The following is a 16,560-nucleotide window of genomic DNA, read 5'->3' as shown; positions in this document are numbered from 1 at the left end:
GATCGCCTTTTACGGCTTGTCTTTATTATCGCCCACAGAATCGGTATCGCTGTTTGAGGGATTATCCCTGTTGGCTATTTTAAAATCATATATGGAAGCCGGGTCGGGAATAAAGTTTCCGTAGGGAATGGTAAAGTATTGTTCAATGACTTTATCGGCCCTCAGCAGTTCTCTGCTTTTTGTGTCTTCCACAGTTTCGTTGTATATAAAGAAGTCGGCACCTGCAATTCTTTTATCAATACCGTATAATTTGAAGGTATTCATTTCAGGCCTGGAGCCCTGGGTAAATGCACCTAACAGTGAAAGAACGTCATTGAGCTCGGTATTTGTAATTACATTGTCAAAAGCGTAGTTAACTATGGGAATAAGTCTGGGGAGTTCAAGTAAACTGACCTTTTGCTGGATAATGGCATTGACAAAGTTTATCTGCATCTCTGTTCTTTTTAAATCGGAACCATTATAGTATTTGTTAACCTCTTTTAATTCCTCACGTGTATAATAACGGGTCTGAGGTTTCCTGAAGCGCAGCAGCTGTTCCGTTTTGTCCCCGTCCAGGAGCTGATAGCCTTTTTGCAGATCTATATGGAGATTCTGTACCGGATCGTTATATTTCAGTTTGGCAGGGACATCAAAATAAATTCCTCCGAGCTTGTCCACTATTGATTTTATTGTGTCAATTTCCAGGTAGATATAATAATTGATTTTTGTATTTGTAAGGTTACTTATTGTCTGGGCTGTATATTTTAATGCATTATGTTTGCGTTCCAACTCAGATGTGCCTTTGGGCATTTTTTGCCTGTAGCCCATGTCATAAAAAGAATTTATTTTAATGTCGGACCTGTTGGTTCCCCTTGTATCTCTGGGAACAGTCAAAAGGTTGATTTGCTTGGTTTGCGGAGAATAATTGGCTATGATTATGGTATCGGTATTACTTCCGGATGCTTCTTTTATTAATACGAGAAAATTTATAGGATTCATATTTCCTGTATAGTTATTTATTATATCAAATGACTTTGTTTCGGTGGAAGGTGTACTGTTTTCTGTAACAACAGGACTGGGCGGGGCAGTTTTTATATTAAAGAGAAGAGTAATCCCTGAGGCAAAAAGGATTATTCCGCATATCAAGCAGGCTAAACAGGTAATTTTTACAGATTTCATATTCGCACCCCTGGTAAAATATTTAATACATAAAACAATATTACTTTAGATTTTGCTGAATGTAAATATATGCTAGGATAAATTGATATTTTAGATGATATGGCAGGGTCTGTATTATAATCTTCATAAAATCTACATATTTATTTGTTAAAATGCTGGCATAAAATACAGAATACGGAGGAGCGTATGAACTTTAAAAATAAACATATTGCAATTATTATCGGAATAGCTGTTATACTTGTTGCGGTAATTTTTGTTTCAAGACTGGCAGCAGGCGGAAATTCGGATAGCCCTGCCGCTGAAGGAACAGACGTTGTTATCAATAAAAGTGACGTTTCAGAAACAGTTAAATTTTATCCTGTAAAAATAGGTAATAAAAACATGGAGATACTGGCCGTAAAAGCAAGTGACGGAACAATAAGAACGGCCTTTAATACCTGTCAGGTGTGCAATGGTTCGCCCAGAGCCTATTACAAGCAGGAAGGTGATACGCTTGTCTGCCAAAACTGCGGAAACAGGTTTTCCATGGATATGGTAGAACAGCAAAGAGGCGGGTGTAATCCTATACCGATACTTAAAGAGGATAAAACCGATGACGGTGCAAACATTACTATTTCCAAGGATTTTATAGAGCAGAATAAGGAACTCTTCACAGATAACTGGAAGACAAAATAATACAGCTTTACATTCAGCCTCGTAGAACTCGGTTAAAATTGTTGCGGGACTGACAGGAGGCAGATGAAAGAATGAATGGAATCGGAAGAATCACAAAAAAAATTATAAAAGCAAGTGCGGTACTTGTAATAGCACTTGTTATTATAATGATGGTCAGAGGTTTCAATTTCTCAGCTTTTATGGGTTCAATTGCAAACGCGTCAACTGATAACCCGGATGGGACCAAAATAGAAAACGGTATACAGCTTGTAACTACAAAATTGGAATCCGGCAGATATGCGCCGATAACTGTCCGGAAAGGAATCCCTGTAAAGTGGAATATCAGGGTTGAAGCCGGAGAACTGAACGGCTGCAATAACTCTGTGACCATTCCTGAGTACAGGCTGCAGAAAAAGCTGTCTGTTGGTGACAATATTATTGAATTTACCCCCGAAAAAGAGGGAAATTTTGTTTATACTTGCTGGATGGGTATGATAAGCAGTAATATAAAGGTGGTATCCGATACATCAAATCTGTCAGCAGAAGATTTACCAGACACAAGTGCCGGTGACAATGGCAGTAATGGCCAGGCAGGAGCTGCAGCTATACCGGTAGACTCCCGTACCGCAGGCTCAAAAGCGGCTAAATTTCACAACGGCAGTATTCCCACTGACGAGGTGGCTGTTGGAACTATTGTTGACGGAACTCAGACTGTGACAATAAATGTAAATGATTATGGGATTTCACCGGCAGTTGCTGTTGTCCAGAAAGGTGTGGAAACGGTTGTAAATTTTAATGGTGAGAAAATAAACAGCTGTAATAACAGAATTATTCTCTCCAATTATGGGGCCGGTATTGATTTGACAGAAGGAGAAAACAAAATTGAGTTTGTTCCTGAAGAAGATTTTAGTTTTGGTTGTTGGATGGGTATGATAAATGGGTATATAAAGGTAGTGGATGATATAAACAATTTCGATCTCGATTCAGTAAAAAAAGAAGTTGAAAACATCGATCCGGCTTCTGGTTACGGAGGAAACGGTGAAGATGGTGAAAAGGATGAAAACGGGGGGATCGTGGAAGAGGACGGAAGCTGCTGCGGAGATTGACATCTGCCTGAGCTTTCCATAATCATATATCAGGTATAATCGGCTTTTTAAAATAGCAGCTGTTTGGATAAGGAAATTTGCATAATTGCTCCGGATTCTTTATACTTGCAGCAGAAAGGAATAATTTTAATGGATAAGAAGGAAAATTTTAATATAACGGGAATGTCGTGTGCCGCCTGTGCTGCAAGAATTGAAAAGGGACTGAACAAACTGGAGGGTGTGAAACAGGCAAATGTTAACTTTGCAATAGAAAGAGCGACAGTGGAGTATGATGATGCTCAGGTGGATTCAGATAAAATAAGTGAAGCTGTCAGAAAACTCGGCTATGATATTTTACAGAACACTCCGGAAAGTAGCAACAAGGTGGAACTGAAAATAACAGGCATGAGCTGCGCCGCATGTTCAGCCAAAATTGAGAGAAGACTTGGGAAAATGGAGGGAATTTCAACTGCCGCCGTTAACCTGGCAACAGAAAAAGCTGCTGTTGAGTTTGATCCCGCTGTCATAAAAGTTTCCGATATAATAAATGTCATTGGAAATCTTGGCTATAAGGCCGAAAAGGTTGAAGATGTCTCACAGGACAGGGAAAAAGCCCAACGTGAAAAGGAAATCAGGAAACTGAAAATCGAACTGATAACTTCTGCGGTTTTGAGTTCGCCGTTAATACTGGCAATGCTGCTCTCACTGATTAAAATAGATGTGGCTTTTCTTCACAATGAGTATTTTCAGCTTATTATAGCCACACCGGTGCAGTTTATAATAGGTTTCAGATTCTACAAAAATGCATACCATGCACTGAAGGCAAAGAGCGCAAATATGGATGTGCTCATAGCCATGGGCACATCGGCGGCATATTTTTTCAGTATTTACAATGCATTTTTTGTACCTGCCCAACCCGGAGTAATGATGAAGGAACTTTATTTTGAAGCCTCTGCTGTAATTATTACACTGATACTTCTTGGAAAGTACTTTGAAGCTGTTGCAAAGGGAAAGACCTCGGAAGCCATTAAGAAACTCATGGGACTTCAGGCAAAGACGGCCAGGGTCATACTGGACGGGGTTGAAAAGGATATCCCTGTTGAAGAGGTTGAGGTTGGTTATACTGTTGTTGTCAGACCCGGAGAGAAGATACCCGTGGACGGAAAGATCATTGAAGGCAATTCATCAATTGATGAATCCATGTTGACCGGCGAAAGCCTTCCGGTTGAAAAGAAGCCCGGTGATATGGTCATCGGTGCCACCATCAACAAGTTCGGTACTTTTAAATTTGAAGCTACAAAGATCGGGAAAGATACGGCTTTGTCACAAATAATAAAGATGGTTGAAGATGCCCAGGGCTCAAAAGCCCCTATTCAGAAAATAGCCGACAGGGTATCGGGTATTTTTGTACCTGTTGTCATTGGAATAGCTCTGGTTACGTTCCTCATCCGGTACCTGGCGGCAGGTGACCTTACGGGAGCAATAGTCAGTGCCGTATCGGTTCTTGTTATTGCGTGTCCCTGTGCACTGGGCCTGGCTACTCCTACCGCCATTATGGTAGGCACCGGAAAAGGTGCCGAAAACGGTATCCTTATCAAGGGCGGTGAACATCTGGAAAGAGCCTATAAGCTGAACAGCATTGTTCTGGACAAAACCGGAACAATCACCAAAGGCAGGCCTGAGGTTACAGATATAATTTCCCTGAACGGGAATGAGAACTCCGAACTTCTCAAGCTGGCCGCAATTTCGGAAAAAAGCTCGGAACATCCTTTAGGTGCTGCCATTTATGAAAAAGGCAAGGCGGATTTTGGCAGCATACCTGATCCTGATGAGTTCGAAGCCATACCCGGCAGAGGTATCAGAGCAGTTGTGGGTGACAGTGAAATTTTCCTTGGTACAAGAAAACTGTTGAAGGAAAAAGGCATTGATATCGATGCTATAGAAAATACAATTACAGGCCTGGAGGATGAAGGTAAAACTGCCATGCTCATGTCTGTAAACACCAGAATCGAAGCTATACTGGCAGTTGCCGATACCGTAAAGGAAAACTCCAGGGAAGCAATCCGGGAACTGCTGGATATGGGAATTGCAGTCTATATGATCACAGGCGACAATAAAAGAACCGCTGCTGCAATTGCAAAACAAGTGGGCATTGAAAGCGTTCTGGCTGAAGTTCTCCCCGAGAACAAGGCAGAAGAGGTGGAGAAGCTTAAAAAGCAGGGCAGGATAGTAGGAATGGTGGGAGACGGAATAAATGACGCTCCCGCGCTTGCAACGGCAGATATTGGCATGGCAATAGGAACAGGGACGGATGTGGCCATTGAGGCTGCCGATATTACCCTTATGAGCGGGGATTTACGTTCAATACCTACTGCAATCAAATTGTCCAAGCGAACCATGAACAAGATTAAGCAGAACCTGTTTTGGGCATTTATATATAATATAATCGGAATACCTTTCGCGGCTTCTGGTTTATTGAGTCCGATCATAGCAGGCGGAGCAATGGCCTTCAGTTCAGTATCCGTTGTAACAAATTCGCTCAGCCTGAAACGCTTTAAACCGTTTAAAAAGTAGAAATTAGTCAGCTGTAAGCCAGTTGATTTAATTAGATAATAATATATTTGGAGGGATTTTATATGGCAAAAGAAATTACTGATATAGCTGTTGAAGGAATGTCCTGCAGCCATTGTGAAAACAGTGTAAAAAAAGCCGTCGGAGCTCTTGGCGGAGTCGACAAGGTTTCGGTCGATCTGGCCAATAAAAAGGTTACCGTTGAATTTGACCCTGAAAAGGTATCCGGAAAAGCAATAATGGATGCAATTGAAGACCAGGGCTATGACGTGATCAAATAAAACATAATTTATTCAGAAGACACCTCGCTTCATGGAATGAAGCGGGGTATCTTTGCATAACAACAGTTTAACAGGAGTTTCTATTATGAGTTTACAAAAAAAAATACTTGTAGTTGATGACGAGCAGAAAATAGTGGACGTTGTAAAATCCTATCTTGAACACAGCGGATATGAAGTATACACAGCACTTAACGGGAATCAGGCCCTGGCGGCATTTGAAAAAACAGAGCCTACCCTGATTATTTTGGACCTGATGCTTCCCGATATCTCAGGTGAGGAAATCTGCAAAAATATCAGGAAAAAGTCCGGGGTTCCAATTATAATGCTCACAGCCAGGGCAGATGAGGAGGATATATTAAAGGGCCTTGAAATAGGTGCCGATGATTATATATTAAAACCTTTCAGCCCAAGACAGCTTGTGGCAAGAGTGGCAGCCGTATTGCGGAGAGCTCATGAAAGCCCTGCGCCTGTTGTGAATGTCATCGAACTTGAAGATATTGTGGTAGATGATATGAAACATGAGGTAAAAAAGAAGGAAGAGATTATAAATCTTACACCTAATGAATATAAGATCTTCTTTACAATGTTAAAGTATCCTAATAAGACCTTTACCCGTGAAGAATTGATCACCATGGCCCTGGGTGATGATTTTGAAGGATTTGACAGAACGGTTGACACACATATAAAGAATTTGAGACAAAAAATAGAAGATGACCCCAGGGACCCCAGGTATCTGCAAACCGTGCACGGTATAGGGTACAGGTTGTTCAGGGAAGATTAATATCAAAGAAGGTTGGTATGAAATGGTAAACAGCTTGCGGACAAAGCTATCCATGTCTTATGTTATTGCTGCCGTCATAATTGTATTTCTGATTAACGCACTGACAAATTTATTTGTTGTGGAACATTTCAGAGAGTATGTCAATGAGAACCAGCAGCTCAGGAATAAAGAAATAGTTGCAACTCTTGCGGCCCAGTATAAAGGTAATGACAACTGGAATATCGATTCCGTTGCGTCAATAGGTGAAAGTTATCTAATAAACGGCATCATTATTAAAGTAAAAGACATAAACGGGAAGACACTCTGGGATGCAAAAGAGCATAACAATGGAATGTGCCAGCAGATAATCGAGCATATGGCTGCCAATTCCAATGGAATTGCCGGATCAAAGGAAGCAAAATACACAGAGGTTCCTTATTCCCTGTACAACAATCTGAATAAAGTCGGAGTTGTGGAAATAGGTACTTATGGCCCCAATTACCTCAATGAACACGATAAGGCATTTATAGATGCCTTTAACAATGTACTCATAGGTGTTGGGCTGTTTTCTCTGGTTTTTGCCCTGATTTTGGGCTGGATCATGTCACGGTGGCTGAGTTCACCTATTTCCAGGGTCATTTCGGCTGCAAAATCAATTTCAAAGGGTTATTACTCGGAAAGAATCAACCGGATATCAAATACTACTGAGATAAACGAATTGACTTCCACAGTCAACCAGCTTGCCGAATCACTGGAAAAACAGGAGGCTTTACGCAAAAGACTGACGGGAGATGTAGCTCATGAGCTCCGGACTCCGCTTGCAACCCTTCAAAGTCACATGGAAGCAATGATTGACGGTATCTGGGAAGCCGATGCCGAAAGATTAAAGAGCTGCCATGAAGAAATCGTACGAATAAGCAAAATGGTGGGGGACCTGGAGAAACTGACAAAATATGAAGGTGATAAGCCGGTTCTGGATAAAGAATTGTTTGATATTGCAGAGCTTGCTAAAAGGTTGATTCAAAATTTTGAAAGTCAGTTTTTAAATAAGGGGTTAAATATTGAATTTATAGGGGACAGCACCGAAATAAATGCAGACAGGGATAAAATAAGCCAGGTAATCATAAACCTTCTTTCCAATGCACTGAAATATACGCCCGTGGGAGGGCTGGTAAAGGTTGTAATCAAATCCGATCCAAATGATGTTATACTTGCAATAAAGGATAATGGCCCCGGTATACCGGGAGAGGACCTGCCCTATATATTCGAAAGGTTTTACAGGGCGGACAAATCCAGAAACAGGCTTACAGGAGGCTCGGGAATAGGTTTGACAATAAGTAAGGCCATTGTGGCAGCACACGGGGGATCCATAGGGGTTCAAAGCAGTCCGGATACAGGGACTGAATTTACCGTTACTCTGCCAAAACTGAAGGCTTAAATTGTTCCGTTGATTAACCTGCCAACCACAACATGTTAATTTAAAGAGCCTTAAAAAATTAAGCAAATCTTAATATTTGGATTGAATAATTGAAGAAAATAATATGCTATAATTTTTATAGCGTATTAGTCAAAAAATTTTCAATCATGAATATAAGGTGGTAGAAAAATGGGTATTAGTATACTTGTTGTTGACGATGAAAAAGAAATAGCCGACCTGGTAGAACTGTATCTGAGAAATGAAAATTACAGTGTAGATAAGTTTTACAGTCCTTCAGAGGCTATGCACAGCATTGATAACAACAAATATGATCTGGCACTGCTTGATGTTATGATGCCTGAAATGGACGGGTTTACCCTTTGCAAGAAAATAAGGGAGAAGTATAATTTTCCGGTTATCATGCTGACTGCAAAGGTTGAGGAATTGGACAAGATAACAGGTCTTACCCTTGGCGCCGATGATTATATCACAAAACCTTTCAGTCCTCTGGAGATGGTTGCCAGGGTAAAGGCACAGCTCAGAAGATTTACAAGGTATAATGAGGGTGCCCAGCAAAGCAATGATATTCTTGAGGTTTCGGGGCTGGTTATGAACAGGACAACCCATCACTGCACTTTAAACGAAACACCTCTCATGCTTACGCCCATTGAGTTCTCGATTCTCTGGCTGCTGTGTGAAAACAGGGGACAGGTTATCAATTCGGAAAAATTGTTCCAGGAGGTTTGGGGGGAGAAATATTTCGCTGGCAGCAATAATACTGTGATGGTACATATCAGGCACCTCCGTGAAAAAATGAAGGAACCGCCGGGAAATCCAAGGTTTATAAAAACCGTATGGGGAGTTGGATACAAAATTGAAAAGTGATTTTAGACGTGTTAAAACCAAAATAATGCTTCAAATTCTCCTGACGGGCTTGATCACAGTTGTTGTTGGTTTATTCATTCTTCACTTTTTAATAGACGACGCCTTGCAGAAACCTTTTGCAGAAGGCTTTGTATCCCTGTTGCAAAGGCTTTTTCACATAGACTATTGGAATGCAGCCGGTGTTTATGCAATCATATTCAGAAACAACAAGGGACTGCTTCTTGGAATCGGCTTTGTCTTTTTATTATTGATCTTTATATATGTAGCAATGTCAGGGTTTACACGCTATTTCAAAAAAATAAGCGGAGGCATTGACCAGCTTGTAAATGAATCAGAGGAACCTATTACTTTGCCGTCTGAGCTGGAATTTATCGAGACAAAGCTCAACACGGTTAAAAGCACCCTGGAAAAAAGAAGAGACGCCGCTCTTGAGAGTGAAAGAAGGAAGAATGATCTTGTGGTTTATCTGGCCCATGATATTAAAACACCTCTTACATCTGTTATCGGGTATCTGAGCCTCCTGAACGAAGCTCCGGATATGCCCCTGGAACAGAGGATAAAATATACCGGAATAACACTTGAAAAGGCATACCGTCTTGAGCAGTTGATCAATGAATTCTTTGAAATAACAAGATTCAATCTCCAGACTATAAATCTTATAAAAGAAGATGTAAATCTTACAATGATGCTGGAACAGATGGCCGATGAATTCTATCCCATCCTTGCTCCCCGGAATAAGGAGGCAGTGGTTGAGGCAGGAGAGAATATTATGATTTATGCGGATTCCGACAAGCTGGGACGTGTTTTTAACAATATACTTAAGAATGCCGCTGCCTACAGCTATGATGACAGCTCAATAAACATATCTGCAATTTCAGAGGGAGAAAATATTATAATCAGATTCAGGAATAAAGGAAAAATGATACCTCCTGATAAGCTGGATTCCATTTTTGAAAAATTCTACCGTCTGGATTCGGCAAGATCCAGCAATACCGGGGGTACAGGGCTGGGCCTGGCAATTGCAAAAGAAATCGTGGTTTTGCACGGCGGAACCATTTCTGCCGAGAGCAATGAAGTTTATACTCAATTTACAGTATCCCTGCCTGTCAAAAAAACATAGGCGTTCAATAAATCTAAATAATATTGTAATAAAATCTTAAGGATTTGATAAGCCCAAATTAAAAAACAACCTGTTAAAATTGACTACAATAAAGTTGTCAGTTGGACAGGTTGTTTTTTTATTAAAGCTTTTCAGGACAATAAACAGGGAGATAAATATATGTTAAAGAAAAAAATAGCTGTTATTTTCGGAGGATGTTCCCCGGAATATGAAGTTTCTTTGAATTCAGCAGTTTCTGTTGTGGAAAACCTTAACGGGGATTTATATGAAGTTGTATTGGTGGGTATTACCAAAGAAGGGAATTGGTTCAGATATTTCGGAGGGACCGAAGATATTAAAAATGACACATGGCATTTGGATAAGGATTGCAGACCTGTTGTCTTTTCTCCTGACAGAAACAGTTCTGCACTTATTGAATTTTGTGAGAACAGATTTGTAACAACGCAAATTGATGTGGTTTTTCCTGTCTTGCACGGAAAGAACGGTGAAGATGGAACGGTTCAAGGTTTACTTGAGCTTGCAGGCATTCCCTTTGTCGGCTGCGATACACTAAGTTCTTCCCTGTGCATGGATAAGGACATCGCTCACAAAATAGCCCAAACTGCCGGTGTCAGGGTCCCTCCCTCAATAACTGCAATGAAATACGCAGGTATTGAGGAGATTATTAAAAAAACAGAAACTCTGAGATATCCATTGTTTGTAAAGCCTGCCAGAGCAGGCTCCTCCTTTGGGATTACCAGGGCAGGTAAGCAGGAAGAACTGTATGAGGCGGTAAGGGAAGCATTCAAACATGATTCGAAAATTGTAATAGAAGAAGGGATTGAAGGCTTTGAGGTGGGCTGTGCCATACTGGGAAATGATGAGCTTATAATAGGTGAAGTTGATGAAATAGAGCTCCAGCAGGGTTTCTTTGATTATAATGAAAAATATACCCTTGCTTCCTCCAAAATTCATATGCCTGCACGAATAGACTTAAGGACTGCAGAAAGAATCAGGGAAACGGCACTGAAACTCTATAAGGCATTATGCTGCAAGGGTTTTGCAAGAGTTGACATGTTCCTGACACCCGCCGGCAATATAGTATTTAATGAAATTAATACCATCCCGGGCTTTACGGCCCATAGCAGATATCCCAAAATGCTGGGCGGCATAGGCATGTCCTTCGGTGAAATTCTGGACAGGCTTATTTCATTGGCCCAAAAGGATTAAAAAGTAATCATAGTCAACAGGAGATAATTTAATGATCTCCGGGCGGTTTGGAGAAAAAATGAAAACAGATATAGATAACAATTTAAAAAAATTGGTTCTGGAACGCCGGGAGATCTATAAAGGTGACCTCATTCTGGTAAACAGGCAGAATCCCCTTCAGGATATACAGCCGGATGAATACAATTACCGGCTGATTCCGGCCGATGACAGGTATGAGGGCATTTTGCTTAAAAAAACGGCGGCTAATATGCTAAGCCGGCTAATGACAGCCTGCAGGGCCGGAGACGGTATAATACCTGTAAGCGGCTTCCGCTCCACAGTGGAACAGCAAAAGCTGTTTATAGACTCTCTCAGGGAAAATGGTGAGGAATTCACTTTCAAGTATGTTGCTTTTCCCAATCACAGTGAGCACCAGACAGGCTTGGCAATAGATATGGCAGAAAATAAGGAAAACATAGATTTTATATGCCCGTCCTTTCCCTATGAAGGTATATGTCAGAGTTTCAGAGAGCTGGCTCCCAAATACGGATTTATCGAACGTTACCAGAAAGGGAGGGAAGGCATAACGGGTATTTCACATGAACCCTGGCATTTCCGCTATGTCGGTTACCCACACTCCCTGATAATCCACACAAAAGGTTTTACCCTGGAAGAATATATTGATTTTCTGAAGGGGTATCCCTGTGAAGGAGAACATCTGATTTTCAGGAATGGAGAGCAAATCATAGAGATATATTATCTGGAAGCTTCGGCACAGCAAACCGGGATCTGCATTGAGGATATTACTCCTTACCAGATCTCGGGAAACAATGTGGACGGTTTTATTATAACAATATGGAGGAATGGAAATGGGTGAAAAGAGATATGCCGGTCTGGATTATTTTAGATTGATATCCGCACTGCTGATAGTTTCAATCCATACTTTCCCGCTGCTTTCCATAAGCCCCGAGGCAAATTTCTTTCTGACCCATGTTCTGGCCAGGGTTGCAGTTCCCTTTTTTCTAATGACGACAGGGTTTTTTCTGGTGCTGGGAAAAACTACATTGAACGGTTTTATAAAAAAGACGGCTCTCCTTTATGGAGCAGCTATCTTGTTGTATCTGCCTGTAAATATATATACAGGAGCAATAAAACAGCAGTTCTCACCGGCGGGAATATTCAAAGGACTTGTTTTTGAGGGTACATTTTATCATCTGTGGTATTTACCGGCGAGTATACTGGGAGTGATAATTGTTTGCGGACTATACAGCAAATTAAAGCCAAGGGTGGTACTGGGTGTTACAATGCTCCTTTACCTGCTCGCCCTGTTAGGGGACAGCTACTACGGCATTTCGGAACAGTTTGCTTTTTTAAATAGATTTTATAATGTGCTTTTCATATTTTTTGACCATACCCGTAACGGACTGCTGATGACACCTGTCTTTATAGCTTTGGGAGGAGCCATAGCCGCTGCAGGCAGGCAGTATTCAAATAAAATATGCCTTACGGGACTGTCAGTTGCAGCAGTGCTCCTGCTTGCAGAAGGAAGCTTCCTGAACCGGCAGGGAATGCAGCGTCATGACAGCATGTATATAATGCTCCTGCCGGTCATGTTTTTTCTGTTTCACCTGCTGCTGAACTGTAGGGGCAAAGCCGAAAAAAAGTTAAGAACACTGTCAATGCTCATATATATAGTACATCCAATGTGTATTATTGTCGTGAGGGGCTTTGCAAAAGCTGTTAACCTGACAGAATTACTTATTGACAACAGTATGCTTCATTTTATCGCCGTCCTGTCAATATCAATTTTGTGCTCGGTTATTGTCATGACCTTTTTGGAAAAGAAGGATAGAGGCCGGAAGGCGGACAGGGCATGGGTTGAAATCGACCTGGAAGGCCTTGAGAATAATATCGGTCAGTTCAGAAAGATATTGCCTGAAAGCTGCGGCATCATGGCTGTTGTCAAGGCAAACGCCTATGGACACGGGGATGTTGAAATATCCCGGGAACTGAACAATATGGGAGTGAATGCCTTTGCGGTTGCAACCGTAAAAGAGGGTATAAGGCTTAGAAAAAACGGTATAAGGGGAGAAATTCTTATTCTGGGATATACACTGCCCGATGAAGTCTCACTGCTCAAGCAATATGATTTGACCCAGACTGTAGTTGATCTCAGTTATGCAAGAATGTTAAATTCCCGGAACAAGAAAATAAAGGTTCACGTAAAAATAGATACAGGAATGCACAGACTGGGTGAGAGCTTTGATAATATGGACAACTTGACCGGCATTTTCCAATGCGGGAATCTCCTTATTAGAGGTACTTTTTCACATTTGAGTGCTGCCGACAGCCTTGCACCGGAGGATGTAAAATTTACACATTTTCAGATAGAAAGGTTTTATAAAACACTGGACAGACTGAAGGAAGCCGGTTTTAATCCGGGGAAAATACACCTTCAAAGCAGTTATGGCGTACTGAACTACCCATACCTCAAATGCGACTATGCCAGAACAGGTATAGCAATGTACGGTGTACTGAGCAGCCGGGAGCATGAGACCAGAGTGCCTGTTTTGCTTCAGCCGGTACTTTCCATGAAGGCCAGAGTTATTTTGACAAAAGAGATAGGTGAAAATGAACGGATAGGGTATGGACACCAGTGCATTTCCGGTAAAAAAACCAGGCTGGCAGTTATATCTGTCGGATATGCAGACGGTATACCGTCGAATCTCTCCTGCGGAAAAGGGCAGGTTATTATCAACGGGAGGAAAGCCGGGATTGTGGGAAGGATATGCATGGATCAGCTCATGGTGGATGTAACGGATATTCCCGGAACAAGGCAGGGTGACATCGCAACACTCATCGGCCATGACGGGAACGAATTTATCAGTGCGGAAAGTGTTGCTGCCCAAGCCGGGACTCTGACAAATGAACTGCTTTCCCGGCTTGGCGTCAGGGTGCCCCGGAATATTATAAATAATAGAACCAATGCTGCCAAGAGCAGAGTTCCTTTAAATTTAAAAAATACTTTGTCATCATGGAAATTCTCCATAAAATCTTCATAATTTTTTAGTAATATAAATAGTGATATCTGAAAATTATTCTGTAAAACTCAAGATAGGGAGATAAGATTATGGAAAAAATGATGACCCATTACATGGAGCTGTTAGCTACAAATCAGCCCTGGAATCTGATTTTATTCATGGCTATTCCGGTTATACTGGCAGAGACTATAGCAATAACCGAACTGGCAATACTATTTACAAGAAATTTAACAGGCGGGTTAAGAAAGCTTAACAAGGTTGCAAGTATAATCGTCGGACTTTATTTTACGGGAGTATTTGTTTATTTGTTCATTAATGCCGTTATACCCTTAACCATGAACGGTGAGTGGAGAGGCTTTGCAGATGTTGTTGCTGTTGGTTTCTATCTCTCGGGGATAGTTCCTCTTCTTGGGATGGCCCTGCTGGACATGGGAATAATAGGGAGGAAAAGAACGGAATTGGCAAGACTGAAACTGCATGCAACCTTCATCGGTATATTCCTTGTAGTAGCACATATAGCCATGATATTCGGTATGCTGGACCCGTCATTGTTCATGATGCAAATGTAATTGCGTTAAAAACATTTATATAATATTCAGAAAAATAATTTTGGTAATTTACTTAAGTGTATACCGTACAAACCCGGTATACACTTTTTATATTTATGTTGTTTAAAATAGCTATCATTTCTTGTTAAATATAGTATAATGTACTTTATATGCATTATACCCGGCTGAAATACAACTCGGTTCAGCATTTCTATGACTGGGGATTTATAAATTTTGTAGGAGGATGGCATGATAAAAGCATTTATTTTTGATATGGACGGTGTAATTATTGACAGTGAGCCATTGCACTTTCAAACAGACAAAATGGTCTTAAGGGATTTGGGACATGATATTGCAGATGGTGAGCTGACCTGTTTTGTAGGGGTCACAAATCCTAATATGTGGGCCGAACTCATTAAAAGGTATAAACTTGATTCAACAGTGGAAGAACTTATGGAGCTTCAATCCAAATATAAAAACGAGCTGTTCGGCCAGGGGAAACTACAGGCCATCAGCGGTATACCGGAACTGATTGACGATTTAAAAGGCAGGGGTATTTATATTGGCCTTGCTTCCTCATCCTCAAGGGAATTTATCGAAATGGTTTTAAAGGGTTTACATATATATCATAATTTTGATGCTGTTATCAGCGGTGAAGAGGTGGAAAACAGCAAGCCTGCACCTGATATATTCTTAAAAGCCGCCGAAGTTTTAAAAGTTGCTCCGGCAGAGTGCATTGTACTGGAGGATTCTGGAAATGGGGTAAAGGCGGCTAAAGCAGCAGGTATGAAATGTATTGCATTTAATAATCCAAACTCGGGTAATCAGGATCTGACTTTAGCCGACATCACCGTAGGCACTCTGGAAAATTTAAAATATCTGGATATACAGGAGAATTGATTTAAAATATAAATATATTATTGAAAGGATTGATCAAAGATTAAAGCATTGTATTCCGGAAAAGTGCTTCCCAAACTGGCACTGTTTATGGCTGCGTTTATATGGGGAAGCTCCTTTTTTATTATGAAAGATACTGTGGATGTATTTCCGCCTTACATATTACTGGGTTTCAGATTCACCATCGCAAGTATTCTGTTGAGTGTAGTGTTTTTTAAAAAACTGAGACAGATAAACCTTGACTATATCTGGAGAAGCGGAGTTATTGGTCTTTTTTTATTTCTTGGCTATAGCACTCAAACCATAGGAATTACCGAAACTACCCCTGGTAAGAATGCATTTTTGACTGCAATTTATTGTGTAATCGTGCCTTTTTTATTCTGGGCGGTAGACAGGTCAAGGCCGGATATCTACAACTTTATGGCTGCCATAGTATGCATTTCGGGAATAGGTCTTGTGTCTCTGAAGGGGGATTTGTCCATAGGCTTTGGGGATGCCTTCACATTGCTGGGAGGCTTTCTGTACGCAGGACATTTGGTGGCAGTTGCAAAATTGGGCAAGGGAAAGGACCCCATAATCATCACTATACTGCAATTTGGCTTTGCAGCCCTGCTCTCCTGGGGAATGGGCGTGACTTTTGAGAAATTCCCAACCCAATGGGAAACAGGTAATATTATAGGGCTGCTTTATCTTGCCGTATTTGCAACTGCAGTGGCATTGCTGTTTCAGAACATAGGCCAGAAGTGGACCCACCCTTCGGCCGCAGCAATAATTCTCAGTCTGGAGTCTGTATTCGGGGTCATGTTCTCAGTGATGTTCTATGGTGAACAGCTTACTTTAAGGCTGCTCATAGGCTTTGTACTCATATTTGCTGCAGTTATAATTTCAGAAACAAAACTGTCCTTTATTAGAGATATAAAAAAGAGAGCATCCAATGTTTAATGAAGCACTGTTG

The 16,560-nt window shown here is 41.1% G+C and carries 15 protein-coding genes; 14 read left to right on the top strand and 1 reads right to left on the bottom strand.

The features are described 5' to 3' along the window. Positions 1-9: 9 nt before the first annotated feature. The gene (locus CTER_RS04770) at positions 10-1,158 is read right to left on the bottom strand and encodes an LCP family protein (RefSeq protein WP_004623983.1); all 1,149 of its coding nucleotides are present in this window, start codon (positions 1,156-1,158) and stop codon (positions 10-12) included. 186 nt (positions 1,159-1,344) lie between these two features. On the opposite strand from CTER_RS04770, the gene CTER_RS04765 reads away from it, so the two are divergent. The 14 genes from CTER_RS04765 to CTER_RS04700 all read left to right on the top strand — a co-directional run bounded on the left by CTER_RS04765 (position 1,345) and on the right by CTER_RS04700 (position 16,547). Continuing rightward, complete coding sequence (locus CTER_RS04765; RefSeq protein WP_004624216.1) at positions 1,345-1,833, top strand: DUF2318 domain-containing protein; 489 nt, start codon at positions 1,345-1,347, stop codon at positions 1,831-1,833. Positions 1,834-1,904: 71 nt separating this feature from the next. Continuing rightward, a complete protein-coding gene (locus CTER_RS04760; RefSeq protein ID WP_004624092.1) occupies positions 1,905-2,918 on the top strand; it encodes a hypothetical protein in 1,014 nt (337 codons plus the stop codon). A 129-nt stretch (positions 2,919-3,047) separates the two neighbouring features. Next, positions 3,048-5,471, top strand: a complete 2,424-nt coding sequence (locus tag CTER_RS04755; protein ID WP_004624149.1) for a heavy metal translocating P-type ATPase — start codon at positions 3,048-3,050, stop codon at positions 5,469-5,471. A 62-nt stretch (positions 5,472-5,533) separates the two neighbouring features. Beyond that, on the top strand, positions 5,534-5,749 hold the full coding sequence (copZ, locus tag CTER_RS04750) for a copper chaperone CopZ (RefSeq protein WP_004623985.1): 216 nt from the start codon (positions 5,534-5,536) through the stop codon (positions 5,747-5,749). Positions 5,750-5,834: 85 nt separating this feature from the next. Continuing rightward, positions 5,835-6,530: a response regulator transcription factor gene (locus CTER_RS04745; RefSeq protein ID WP_004624104.1), complete on the top strand. Its 696-nt coding sequence runs from the start codon at positions 5,835-5,837 to the stop codon at positions 6,528-6,530. 22 nt (positions 6,531-6,552) lie between these two features. Beyond that, the gene (locus tag CTER_RS04740) at positions 6,553-7,947 is read left to right on the top strand and encodes a sensor histidine kinase (protein WP_004624219.1); all 1,395 of its coding nucleotides are present in this window, start codon (positions 6,553-6,555) and stop codon (positions 7,945-7,947) included. Between the two features lie 168 nt (positions 7,948-8,115). Then, a complete protein-coding gene (vanR, locus tag CTER_RS04735) occupies positions 8,116-8,811 on the top strand; it encodes a VanR-ABDEGLN family response regulator transcription factor (RefSeq protein WP_004624111.1) in 696 nt (231 codons plus the stop codon). Between the two features lie 25 nt (positions 8,812-8,836). Next, positions 8,837-9,931, top strand: a complete 1,095-nt coding sequence (gene vanS / locus CTER_RS04730) for a vancomycin resistance histidine kinase VanS (RefSeq protein ID WP_376785752.1) — start codon at positions 8,837-8,839, stop codon at positions 9,929-9,931. Between the two features lie 159 nt (positions 9,932-10,090). Then, positions 10,091-11,140, top strand: a complete 1,050-nt coding sequence (vanG, locus tag CTER_RS04725; RefSeq protein ID WP_004624126.1) for a D-alanine--D-serine ligase VanG — start codon at positions 10,091-10,093, stop codon at positions 11,138-11,140. A 58-nt stretch (positions 11,141-11,198) separates the two neighbouring features. Beyond that, positions 11,199-11,996 (top strand): M15 family metallopeptidase, encoded by a 798-nt coding sequence (locus tag CTER_RS04720; protein WP_040760376.1) that lies wholly within the window; start codon positions 11,199-11,201, stop codon positions 11,994-11,996. Beyond that, complete coding sequence (gene vanT, locus CTER_RS04715) at positions 11,989-14,181, top strand: serine racemase VanT catalytic subunit (protein WP_004624034.1); 2,193 nt, start codon at positions 11,989-11,991, stop codon at positions 14,179-14,181. The genes CTER_RS04720 and vanT overlap by 8 nt, the downstream gene beginning before the upstream one ends. Before the next feature lie 68 nt (positions 14,182-14,249). After that, positions 14,250-14,729, top strand: coding sequence for a DUF6803 family protein (locus CTER_RS04710; protein WP_004624155.1), 480 nt, complete (start codon positions 14,250-14,252; stop codon positions 14,727-14,729). A 228-nt stretch (positions 14,730-14,957) separates the two neighbouring features. Then, a complete protein-coding gene (locus CTER_RS04705; protein WP_004624246.1) occupies positions 14,958-15,608 on the top strand; it encodes an HAD family hydrolase in 651 nt (216 codons plus the stop codon). Between the two features lie 87 nt (positions 15,609-15,695). Further along, positions 15,696-16,547: a DMT family transporter gene (locus tag CTER_RS04700; RefSeq protein ID WP_051066530.1), complete on the top strand. Its 852-nt coding sequence runs from the start codon at positions 15,696-15,698 to the stop codon at positions 16,545-16,547. The last annotated feature ends 13 nt before the right edge of the window (positions 16,548-16,560 follow it).

Origin of the sequence: Ruminiclostridium cellobioparum subsp. termitidis CT1112 (assembly GCF_000350485.1) — a bacterium.
GTDB classification, from domain to species: domain Bacteria; phylum Bacillota; class Clostridia; order Acetivibrionales; family DSM-1351; genus Ruminiclostridium; species Ruminiclostridium termitidis.
This window is presented reverse-complemented; position numbering and strand designations above follow the sequence as displayed.

Bases quoted from the DNA above. Each gene is read 5' to 3' on its own strand.
- CTER_RS04770 (WP_004623983.1), bottom strand. From the start codon at position 1,158: ATGAAATCTGTAAAAATTACCTGTTTAGCCTGCTTGATATGCGGAATA.
- CTER_RS04765 (WP_004624216.1), top strand. From the start codon at position 1,345: ATGAACTTTAAAAATAAACATATTGCAATTATTATCGGAATAGCTGTT.
- CTER_RS04760 (WP_004624092.1), top strand. From the start codon at position 1,905: ATGAATGGAATCGGAAGAATCACAAAAAAAATTATAAAAGCAAGTGCG.
- CTER_RS04755 (WP_004624149.1), top strand. From the start codon at position 3,048: ATGGATAAGAAGGAAAATTTTAATATAACGGGAATGTCGTGTGCCGCC.
- copZ (WP_004623985.1), top strand. From the start codon at position 5,534: ATGGCAAAAGAAATTACTGATATAGCTGTTGAAGGAATGTCCTGCAGC.
- CTER_RS04745 (WP_004624104.1), top strand. From the start codon at position 5,835: ATGAGTTTACAAAAAAAAATACTTGTAGTTGATGACGAGCAGAAAATA.
- CTER_RS04740 (WP_004624219.1), top strand. From the start codon at position 6,553: ATGGTAAACAGCTTGCGGACAAAGCTATCCATGTCTTATGTTATTGCT.
- vanR (WP_004624111.1), top strand. From the start codon at position 8,116: ATGGGTATTAGTATACTTGTTGTTGACGATGAAAAAGAAATAGCCGAC.
- vanS (WP_376785752.1), top strand. From the start codon at position 8,837: ATGCTTCAAATTCTCCTGACGGGCTTGATCACAGTTGTTGTTGGTTTA.
- vanG (WP_004624126.1), top strand. From the start codon at position 10,091: ATGTTAAAGAAAAAAATAGCTGTTATTTTCGGAGGATGTTCCCCGGAA.
- CTER_RS04720 (WP_040760376.1), top strand. From the start codon at position 11,199: ATGAAAACAGATATAGATAACAATTTAAAAAAATTGGTTCTGGAACGC.
- vanT (WP_004624034.1), top strand. From the start codon at position 11,989: ATGGGTGAAAAGAGATATGCCGGTCTGGATTATTTTAGATTGATATCC.
- CTER_RS04710 (WP_004624155.1), top strand. From the start codon at position 14,250: ATGGAAAAAATGATGACCCATTACATGGAGCTGTTAGCTACAAATCAG.
- CTER_RS04705 (WP_004624246.1), top strand. From the start codon at position 14,958: ATGATAAAAGCATTTATTTTTGATATGGACGGTGTAATTATTGACAGT.
- CTER_RS04700 (WP_051066530.1), top strand. From the start codon at position 15,696: ATGGCTGCGTTTATATGGGGAAGCTCCTTTTTTATTATGAAAGATACT.